This window comes from Streptomyces sp. NPDC001093, assembly GCF_040298985.1.
In the GTDB taxonomy this organism is placed as follows: Bacteria; Actinomycetota; Actinomycetes; order Streptomycetales; family Streptomycetaceae; genus Streptomyces.
In genome coordinates this window covers 1-10,043 of sequence record NZ_JBEPBF010000213.1, presented here as the reverse complement: position 1 = coordinate 10,043, position 10,043 = coordinate 1, and the positions used below count along the sequence as shown (strand labels likewise).

Here is a 10,043-nt window from a genome sequence, read left to right as displayed (position 1 = left end):
CCGCCGGGCCGGTCGTCACAGCGGGCGTGCCCAGGGCCCGGCGCACCTCGGCCGCCGCCCCGTCGGTGAGGCACAGGTAGCGGTCGTTGCCGGGATGCAGCCACTGCCGGTGCACGGCGAAGTCGACCAGGAACACCGCGCTCGGCACCCGCAGCCGGCCCCGGGCCCGGAGATGACCGGTGAGCTGCGCGGCCAGATGGAAGACCGGAACCACCACATCGGCGTCGGTCCGCTCCACGAGCTCCGTCAGCCCGGCGGCGGCGAGCCGGGCCAGCGGCACCCCGCTGGGGCGCGGCCCCCTGCCGCCGCGCAGGAACGCGCCGTAGACGCCGGCGTACGCCCACGGGAAGTGCCGTACCGAGGCCTGGTAGGCGCGGCGCAGACCGTCGCCCAGGCCGTACGGCAGCAGGCGCAGGACGTCCGCCACCTGCGGCTCCTGTCCGCGCGCCACGGCTCGGCGCGCCAGTTCGGCGGCCACGGTGTCGTGACCCGCGCCCATGCTCGCGCTCAGGATCAGCGGCCGCCGCCGGCCGACCGACGGCTGGGGGGAGGGCACCTCGGCAGGAGTACGCACGGGGTCCGATTCTCCGGTGGACGCCGCCCGCAAACCGGTCACTCCGCCGCCGTGTCGCCGTACCGTGAAGTCACGACACGGCAGCCACGTGAGTTGCCCGGAGCCCGCCGGGATGGATGAATCGGCTTCAGCAGAGCGTGTGGGTGGCGAGCACGGGAGGAGCCGTGAGGCGGTGGCGGCGCGGCCTGCACCGCGCTTGGGAGTGGCTCAGGGCCGGAGCCCTGCTCGAACGCGGCCGTGAGCTGGAACTGATGCACCGGGCCATGGGGTTCGCCACCCTGGCGCTGGTGACGCTGGCGCCGCTGCTGATCGTGGTCGCCGCCGCCGATCCCCTGGTGCGGGGCGGTTTCGCCTCGTGGCTCACCGACGGCATGGGCCTGTCCGGCCGGTCCGCCCATGTGATCACCGACGTCATCAGCCCGCCGCGCAACGTCATCGGCACGACCAGCATCTGGGGCGGTGTCCTGCTGGCCGTCTTCGGCGTCTCCTTCGGCGGCAGCGTGCAGAACGCCTACGAACGCATCTGGGGCCTGGCCTCCGGCCCCTGGCACCGGGTCTGGCGGCAGGCGACCTGGCTGGTGGTGCTCACCGCCTACCTCTACCAGGAGGTGGCGACCAAGAACGCGCTGCACGGGGGCCAGCGGATCACGCTGTCCGCGGTGAGCGGCATCCTCTTCTTCTGGTGGGGGCAGCGGTTCCTGCTGGGCGGCCAGATCCAGTGGCGCTCCCTGCTGCCCGGCGCGCTCGCCACCGTCCTCGGCCTGGCCGGCCTGCGGGCCTTCTCCTACCTCGTCTTCACCCCGCTCATCGTCACCAACGCGCTCAGCTACGGCGCGGTCGGCACCGTGCTCGTGGTCGAGTCCTGGCTGATCGGCGTCGGGTTCGTCATCTACGGCGGTGCCCTGTTCGGCCGCTGGTTCTGCGAGCACCACTGGACGCCGACCCACGACGACCGGGGAGACGAGGAGCGGGGGCCGCGCCGGGGCAAGTACTGAACGCGCCCGGCCGCCGCGGACGCTACGTCAGCTGGCGGCGCACCAGTTCGTGCAGCCGGCCCGTGGTGTCCGCGAGCAACTCGGCCGGAGTGCCCTGCTGGACCACCTTGCCCTCCTCCATCACGATCACCCGGTCGGCGTCCAGGACCGTCGACAGCCGGTGCGCGATCACGACGCGGGTGGCGTTCAGCTTGCGGGTGCTGTCGATGACGATGCGCTGGGTGTCGTTGTCCAGGGCGCTGGTGGCCTCGTCGAAGAACAGGATGCGCGGGCGCCGGATCAGGGCCTGGGCGATCATCAGCCGCTGCCGCTGGCCGCCGGAGATCGCGCCGTTGCCCGCCACGATCGTATGGAGGCCCATCGGCATCCGCTTGATGTCCTCCGCGAGCCCCGCCATCTCGGCCGCCGCCATCGCCTCCTCCGGCGTGTACGGCTCGGTGCCGCAGATGACGTCCAGGATGGAGCCGGTGAACGGCTGCGCGTGCTGGAGCACGACGCCGCACTGACGGCGCACCGCCGACTGGTCGAGCGCCGCGAGGTCCTGGCCGTCGTACAGGATGCTGCCGGAGACCGGCTTGTCGAAGCCGATGAGCAGGCGGAGCAGGGTGGACTTGCCGCAGCCGCTCGGGCCGACGACCGCCACGAACTCGCCCGGCCGCACGGCGAAGGAGACGTCGTCCAGGACCAGCGGGCCGTCGTCGGCGTACCGGAAGGACAGCCGGCGGGCCTCGATCCCACCCGACAGCGGCCCCGGCCGGGTGCTCGACGTCCGCACCTCGGGGGTCGCCTCGAAGACCGGCTTGATCTCCTCGAACAGCGGCAGCGCGGCCACCGTCGAGACGAAGGAGCCGGTCAACTGGGTGACCGAGGTCAGGACCATCGTCACCGAGGTGTTGAAGGTGAGGAAGTCCGCCGCCGACATCGCGCCCCTCGCCGGGCCCGCCAGCAGCATGAACATCAGCAGCGTGCACACGGGCAGATAGATCCCGCCGAGCACCGTGGTGAGGTTCTTGATCCGGCCGACCTTCTGCTGCAGCTCCCGGCTGCGCGCGAACTCCCGCGCCCAGGCCGCGTACGCGTAGTTCTCCGCCGCCGCCACGCGCAGCTTGGGCAGGCCGCGCAGGGTCTGGAAGGCCTGGTTGTTGAGCTTGTTGCCGAGCACCGTCAGCTTCCGCTGCCAGCGCACCTGCCACAGCCCCAGCCCCAGGAACACGGCCGCGATGACGACGAGCATGCCGAGGGCGGCCAGGGCCATCGACGGGCTGTACCAGAACAGCAGGCCCAGGTTCATCGCGCCGACCGTCAGCGACTGCACGACCACCGGTCCGACGCCCGCCAGCAGCCGTCGTATGGCGCTGATGCCCATGGCCGCGCTGGCGAGTTCACCGGTGGAGCGCTGGGTGAAGAAGCGGGTGGGCAGGCGCAGCAGCCGGTCCCAGACGGCCGGTTGCAGGGCCGCCTCGATACGTCCTTCCAGGCGCAGGATGGACAGGTTCTCCAGCAGCGTGAACGCCGCCGCGACCACCCCGCTCACCATCACCGCCAGGCACACCTGGACGATCAGGCCCGTCTGCGCCGTCGGCACGTACTCGCCGAGCACCTTGCCGGTCGCGACCGGCACCAGCGCGCCGATCGCCACCGTCACCAGGCCCGCGAGGAGCAGACCGAGCAGGTCGCCGCGGGTGCCCTGGAGGCTGAACCGCAGCAGACCGAACGGCGTCAGCGCCTTGTCGGGCAGTGGCCGGTAGAACATCACCGCGCGCGGCTCGAACTCCTCCGCGTTCGCCTTCTCGATCGGCGTCTCGCGTCCGGTGCCGGGGTGCACGGCCACATACCCGCCGCGCCGCCACAGCAGCGCGACCGGTGCGCCCGACAGCGCCCGGTGCCCGACCAGCGGGCCCACGTTCTCCCGCCACCAGCGCCCCTGCAGCCGTACGGCACGGGTGCGCACCCGGGAAGCGAGCGCCACCCGTTCGACGGGGTCGAGGCGTTCGCTCTCGGTGCCGCTCTGCGCGGGCTCGGCGAGCTTGATCCCGGCCGCCTCCGCGACCAGCTTGCAGGCGGCATGACCGGCGTCGGCGTCGGCTGCGGTCGTCCGGCGGGCCGAGCGCTTGCCGATGGAGGCCAGCAGGGTCTGGTCGGCCTGGGCGCGCACGGCCTCACCGGCCTTGATCCCGGCGGCCGTGCGGTTCTCGTGGGTGCGTTCCAGCTGCTCTATCCACCGGTCCAGCGCGGTCAGCAGCCGGTACTGCTGGTCGACCATGGACTGCCACAGCGCCGGGTCCATCAGCAGGTCGGCGGTGGCCTCCGCGCCGTACAGCGCGCCGTACTGGACGCTGCCCGGCGGCACCTGCATCCAGAACACGTCGTCGTCGGTGGGCGCCTGGGACCGCTCCTCGGCCATCGGAGCCTGGAACAGGACGGACAGGCCGCGGCCGACACCGAGGGCGACCGCGTACTCCAGCGGGCTGGTGGCCGGCGGTACGTACTGGGGGTTGCCGTACTCGTCGTAGGACCAGGTCTGGGTGTTCGCCGGCTGGTACAGCTCGCGCAGGTTGATCCGGTGCACCACACAGTCCCGGACCGGGCGGGCCACCAGGGTGTGCTGGGGCCCGGCGACCGGGCCGAGCAGCAGCGCGCCCGGCTCCAGCCGGCCGAGGTGGTGCCAGTGACCCTGCTGGGCGGCGTCCACCGCGAACAGGTCCAGGGCGCCGGCCGTGACCAGCCACAGCACCTGTGGGCCTTCCAGGTCCAGCCGGTTGAAGCCCGCGCAGTCGATGCGGGTGCCCATGGAGCCCAGCGCACCGAGAACGAGGTCACCTTCGCCGACGGTCGTCATCTCATCGCTCCCTGACCAGCGCGGCGTACGCGCCACCGTGCGCCACCAGTTCCTCGTGCCGCCCGCGCTCCACGACCGTGCCGTGCTGCAGCACCACGATCTCGTCGCTGTCGCGGACCGTGCTCAGCCGGTGCGCGATGACCACGCAGGCACAGCCGCGCCGGCGCAGGTTGTCCATCACGACCAGCTCGGTCTCCGCGTCCAGCGCGCTGGTCACCTCGTCCAGGACGAGGATGCTCGGCCTGCGGACCAGGGCCCGGGCGATCTCGAGCCGTTGCCGCTGACCGCCGGAGAAGTTGTGGCCGTCCTGCTCGACCCTGCTGTGGATGCCGCCGGGCCGGCGCATCACCACGTCGTACAGGGCCGCGTCCTTCAGTGCCTCCACCACGGCCTCGTCGGGGATCGACGGGTCCCACAGGGCCACGTTGTCGCGGACCGAGCCCTCGAAGAGGAACACGTCCTGGTCGACGAAGGAGACGGAGGCGGCGAGCGCGCCGCGCGGGATGTCCTCCAGCCGGCGGCCGTCGATGCGGATCACCCCGTCCCACGGCGCGTACAGGCCCGAGATCAGCCGGGACACCGTCGACTTGCCGCTGCCGGAGCCGCCGACCAGCGCCACCTGCTGACCCGGTCCCACCGTCAGGTCGAAGCCGCTCAGCAGCGGTTTGTCCAGCGGGCTGTAGCCGAAGGTGACGTTCTCCAGCTCCACGTGCCCGTGCAGCCGGCGCGTGGAGTCGGCGCCGCCGGGGCGGGCGTAGAGCGGGTCGGCCTGGAAGTTCTCCACGTCCTTCAGCCGGGCCACGTCGGCGGCGAAGTCCTGGATGCGGCCCGCGACACCGTTGAGCCGGGTCAGAGGTGCGGTGAACCGGGTGACCAGCGCCTGGAAGGCGACGAGCAGGCCCACCGAGATGTGCCCCTCGACCGCGCGCAGGCCGCCGATCCACAGGATCAGCGCGCTGTTGAACGTGGCGAGCGTCGGCGCGACCACCCCGAGCCAGGCGCTCGGCACCCCGAGCCGCTGCTGCTCCTCCAGGGTGGTGGCGTGCTGCCCGGCCCACTTGCGGAAGTAGCCGTCCTCGCCGCCGGTCGCCTTCATCGTCTCGATCAGCTGAAGACCGGTGTACGAGGTGTTGGTGAGCCGTGCCGTGTCCGCGCGCAGCTTGGCCGTCCGCGTCGCGCGCAGCCGTACCACCAGCCGCATGGCGACCACGTTGAACAGGGCGACGCCGATGCCGACGAACGTCAGCTGCGGGTCGTAGGTGTAGAGCAGGACGGCGTAGAGCACGACGACGATCGCGTCCACGCCGGCCGCCGCGAGGTCGCGGGCCAGGGTCTCGGCGACCTGGTCGTTGGACTGCAGGCGTTGCACCAGGTCGGCGGGGGAGCGCTGGGCGAAGAACGTCACCGGCAGCCGCAGCAGATGGCGCAGGAAGCGGGCGCTGGAGAGGGTGGAGGAGATGATCCGGCCGTGCAGCAGATTGGCCTGCTGGAGCCAGGTCAGCACCAGGGTGAGCAGGACGCAGGTGCCCATCGAGGCGAACAGCACGCCCAGCAGGGAGGTCCGGCCGCCGATGAGGAACGTGTCGATGTAGGTGCGGCTGAGCGCGGGCACCGCGGCGCCGACCGCGACCAGCAGCAGGCTCGCCAGGACGGCGGCGGGCAGGGTGCCGGCGGTGCCGCGCAGCCGGGCCGGCATCGCGCCGAGCACGCCGGGACGTCGCCCGCCCTTGGTGAAGCCGTCGCCCGGCTCCAGCACCAGCACGACACCCGTGAAGCTGCCGTCGAACTCCTCCATGGGCACGAAACGGCGGCCCTTGGCGGGGTCGTTGATGTACACGCCGCGCCGGCCGAAGCGGCGGCCCATGCCGTCGAAGACGACATAGTGGTTGAACTCCCAGAAGAGGATGGCCGGTGCCCGCACCTCGGCGAGGGCGGCCAGGTCCATCTGCATGCCCTTGGCCGTCAGGCCGTAACTGCGGGCCGCCTTCAGCAGGTTGGAGGCGCGCGAGCCGTCGCGGGAGACGCCGCAGGCGATACGCAGCTCCTCCAGCGGGACGTGCCGGCCGAAGTGCGCGAGGACCATCGCCAGGGAGGCGGCGCCGCACTCGACGGCCTCCATCTGGAGCACGGTGGGCGTACGGACCGGGCCGCCACGGGGCTTGGGGACCGGGCGCTTGGCCGGTGCGGCGCGTCTGCGGCCGCGTTCCTGCGTGGTGGTCACGGCAGCAGCCAATCGACGGGGTGCTGGTCGGCCAGCTTGATGGAACCGGAGGCGAGCGTCATGGAGTCGAGCCGGAACGGCGGTCCGTCGGTGGTGGACCATCGGTAACCGCTCTTCGTGCTCGCCGACCTGTCGAGTGCGACCAGCACGGCCACCGGGCGGCCCCGGCTGGTGAACTGCTGCCCGAGCTGGCTGTCACCGAGGAACGCGGAGATCGACTGGGCGGACTGCGCGGTGCGGTCCACCGACTTCACCTCGCCGCGCAGCACGCCGTAGCTCTGTGCCGGCACCGAGGACACGGTGAGGTCGACGGAGGCGTGCGCCGGGATGGCGGCGGCGTTCTCGGCGGGCACGTACACGGTGGCGTACAGCGGGTCGGAGGCGTGGGCGACCTTCTCCACGGCGGCGACATCGGTGCCGGTCTGGATGATCTGCCCGATGGTGGCGGCGAGCGTGGTGACCCGGCCCGCGGCGACCGCGCGGACCACCGCATCGCCCTGGGTGGTACGGACCTTGAGGACCGGGGCGTTCGCGGGCAGCCGCTCGCCCTGCTGGGCGAGGACGGCCGTGACCTGGCCGGACACCGGGCTCTGCAGCAGATAGCTGCCCTGCCCGTGGGTGAGGACGGCCGGTGCGCTCACCGTGGAGGCGACCGAACCGGTCACCGCCCAGACGGAGGCCGCGGCCATGACGACGACGGTGACGCCCAGGGCGAGCCACCCCTGGGGGCGGGCCAGCCGGACCGGAAGATCGAGCTCTTCGGGCGACTGGAGCTTGGCGAGGGCCTGTTGGCGGAACTGCACGGAACTTCCCTCACCTGTGGGAGAGACGCTGGTGTTTCAGGGCATCGATGAGCCCCGGAGCCGAGGGACGGCTCCGGGACCTTCGATGCAACGAGGTGCGATCAGAGACCGGCGACCAGGTTGGTGACCGGCTGGACGTTCAGGCCGGTGACACCCTCGACGGTGCCGATGGCCGTGTCCACCGTGCCGGAGACCGGGGCAATGCCGTTCACGGCACCGGTGACGGTGTTCAGGGTGTTCAGGGACAGACCGCCGGAGACGTTGTCCAGCTCGGCGTCCGAGATCTCGACGGTCTCGACCTGGGGGGTGGAGTTCATGATGGAACTTCCCTTCCTATGGATATTTCACAAGGGGGAGCGGCCCCCTCTGGGGACAGATGGACGGCCGCGACCGCGGGCGCCGGACCCCCGTCTCCGGGAGCCCGCCGCGACCCCCGCGGTGCGATGGATCAAAGCACGCAGGTGGCGGGCGCTTCCAATCAACCAGGGCCCTCACCAGGGCACTTGGCTCGGGACGGGCGTCATCCGTGCAGGCGTGTGCACGACATGTCGGCCACTCCTTCACATGCCGCACGGCATCGTCGCGTACGAAGGCTTGCCTGCCGGATCGCGAATCCGGCACTCCGCGCCAAAGGAGTGACCAGGGGCGCGCGAATGTGCAGATCCCCGGTCGTCAGTGACTTGGTTGAGTATTCAATGTGCAGATTCCCTGAAGCAGCGATTCCGCATCGAGCACGGAACGGACCGTTACTGATCGGTAGCGGAACGTGTCAGCCCAGAAGGGCGTAGACCGTGCTCGCCCGGGCCGCGAGCGCGCCCGAACCCGCGTCGCTCAGGGTGATGTCCGCGAACGCCATCCGGCGGCCCAGCTTCGTCAGGACCGCTTCGATCCGGACATCCGAACCGGTCACCGCCCGCTGGAACGACGTCGACTGCTGAACCGTCGTCATCGGCACGAAGCCGCCCCGCGCGGCGGACACCGCGATCACCGTCGCCGTGTCGGCGGCCGCCATCAGCGCCTGCCCCGACAGCCCGCCGCCCTCCCGGGCCAGCCGCTCCGACCAGGGCAGTCGCAGCACGGCCCGGTCCTCGCCCAGCGCCTCGACGGTCAGCCCGAGATCGAGCACCCAGGGGGCGAAGTTGGCGGAGAGGATCTTGTCGGCTTCGGCGGGGGTCATCGTCATATGGGGGATTGTTCCCGGCCGCTCGCCGTGACACGCGCAGGGTGGCCGATTCGCCCGCCCGGCACGGCCGTTGGGAAACGGAATTGAACACACCGCACGGCCGGTGCGTACGTACAGCCATCCAGGCGCCCCGATACGAACTGCCCGCAAGCGGCAGACCCCCGTCCCCAGGAGGTCGAGAAGTTTGAGTCACAAGCGAATGCCCAAGCGCAAGGCGGCGATAGCGGTGGGCGGTGTCGCGGCGCTCGGAGCGGCGGCCATCCTGCTGCCCAACGCCATGGCCTCACAGGACAAGAACCAGGCATCCGGTGCCACCGGCACAGCGAGGACGCTGAAGGCCACGCAGGCCTCGAACCTCGCTGCCCAGCTGCAGAAGGTTCTCGGTGACGCCGTCGCCGGGTCGTACTTCGACAGCGGCAAGCAGCAACTCGTCGTCAACGTGGTCGGCGGCGACAACAACGTCGTCGCGCAGGTGAAGAAGGCGGGCGCGGTCGCGCGTCAGGTGCAGAACAGCACCCGCGAGCTCAAGGCCGCGGCCACGACGCTGAAGACCAAGGCGACGATCCCCGGTACCTCCTGGGCCGTGGACCCGCGCACCGACAAGGTCGTCGTCACCGCCGACTCCACCGTCACCGGCGCCAAGTGGAACAGACTGCAGTCCACCGTGCGGAGCCTCGGCTCCGGCATGGCGACGCTGACGAAGTCCGCCGGCACCTTCAAGACCTTCGTCGCCGGCGGCGACGCCATCTTCGCCCAGACCCAGCAGGGCGGCGTCCGCTGCTCCCTCGGCTTCAACGTCACCGCCTCCGACGGCAGCCCCGCCTTCCTGACGGCCGGTCACTGCGGAGTCGCGGCCAAGGACTGGTCCGACTCGCAGAACGGCCAGCCCATCGCCACGGTCGACCAGGCCAAGTTCCCCGGCAACGACTTCTCCCTCGTCAAGTACAACGACAAGACCACCCAGACGTCCAGCACGGTCAACGCCGGCAACGGCCAGACCGTGCAGATCACCCAGGCCGCCGACGCCACCGTCGGCGAGACCGTGTTCCGCATGGGCTCCACCACCGGTCTGCACAACGGCCAGGTCACCGGCCTCGACGCCACCGTGAACTTCGCGAGCGAGACCGTCCCGGGCGGCACCGACACCGTCAACGGCCTCATCCAGACCAACGTCTGCGCCGAGGCCGGCGACAGCGGCGGCTCCCTGTTCACCCAGGACGGCGGAGCCGTCGGCCTCACCTCCGGCGGCAGCGGCGACTGCACCAGCGGCGGCCAGACCTTCTTCCAGCCGGTCACCGCCGCCCTGCAGGCCACCGGCGCGACCCTCGGCGGCGGCAACGCCGCGGGCGGCGCGGGCGGCCAGTCCGGTTCCGCCGCGCCGTCGGCTTCGGCGGGCGGGGGCGACCAGTCCGGTTCCGCCGCCCCGTC

The 10,043-nt window shown here is 71.5% G+C and carries 8 protein-coding genes; 2 read left to right on the top strand and 6 right to left on the bottom strand.

The window, feature by feature from the left end; all coding sequences use genetic code 11:
• On the bottom strand, window positions 1-499 hold a 499-nt coding region (locus tag ABT288_RS47710; RefSeq protein WP_502973014.1), incomplete at its 3' end, for an MGDG synthase family glycosyltransferase.
• A 191-nt stretch (window positions 500-690) separates the two neighbouring features.
• Here ABT288_RS47710 and ABT288_RS47705 point away from each other — a divergent pair.
• Window positions 691-1,569, top strand: coding sequence for a YhjD/YihY/BrkB family envelope integrity protein (locus tag ABT288_RS47705; protein ID WP_450857944.1), 879 nt, complete (start codon window positions 691-693; stop codon window positions 1,567-1,569).
• Window positions 1,570-1,591: 22 nt separating this feature from the next.
• Here the strand turns inward: ABT288_RS47705 and ABT288_RS47700 are convergent, their stop codons facing one another.
• The 5 genes from ABT288_RS47700 to ABT288_RS47680 form a co-directional block, all read right to left on the bottom strand.
• A complete protein-coding gene (locus ABT288_RS47700; RefSeq protein ID WP_351622731.1) occupies window positions 1,592-4,408 on the bottom strand; it encodes an NHLP bacteriocin export ABC transporter permease/ATPase subunit in 2,817 nt (938 codons plus the stop codon).
• A gap of 1 nt (window position 4,409) precedes the next feature.
• On the bottom strand, window positions 4,410-6,629 hold the full coding sequence (locus tag ABT288_RS47695; protein ID WP_351622728.1) for an NHLP family bacteriocin export ABC transporter peptidase/permease/ATPase subunit: 2,220 nt from the start codon (window positions 6,627-6,629) through the stop codon (window positions 4,410-4,412).
• Window positions 6,626-7,432 carry an HlyD family efflux transporter periplasmic adaptor subunit gene (locus tag ABT288_RS47690; protein ID WP_351622725.1) on the bottom strand — a complete coding sequence of 269 codons (807 nt, stop codon included), beginning with the start codon at window positions 7,430-7,432 and terminating at the stop codon, window positions 6,626-6,628. Before ABT288_RS47690 ends, ABT288_RS47695 begins: the two co-directional genes overlap by 4 nt.
• 101 nt (window positions 7,433-7,533) lie before the next feature.
• A complete protein-coding gene (locus ABT288_RS47685; RefSeq protein WP_351622722.1) occupies window positions 7,534-7,749 on the bottom strand; it encodes a type A2 lantipeptide in 216 nt (71 codons plus the stop codon).
• Window positions 7,750-8,201: 452 nt separating this feature from the next.
• Window positions 8,202-8,615: a PaaI family thioesterase gene (locus tag ABT288_RS47680; protein WP_351622719.1), complete on the bottom strand. Its 414-nt coding sequence runs from the start codon at window positions 8,613-8,615 to the stop codon at window positions 8,202-8,204.
• Between the two features lie 199 nt (window positions 8,616-8,814).
• Here ABT288_RS47680 and ABT288_RS47675 point away from each other — a divergent pair.
• A partial coding sequence (locus ABT288_RS47675) for a S1 family peptidase (protein ID WP_351622737.1) occupies window positions 8,815-10,043 on the top strand: 1,229 nt, incomplete at its 3' end.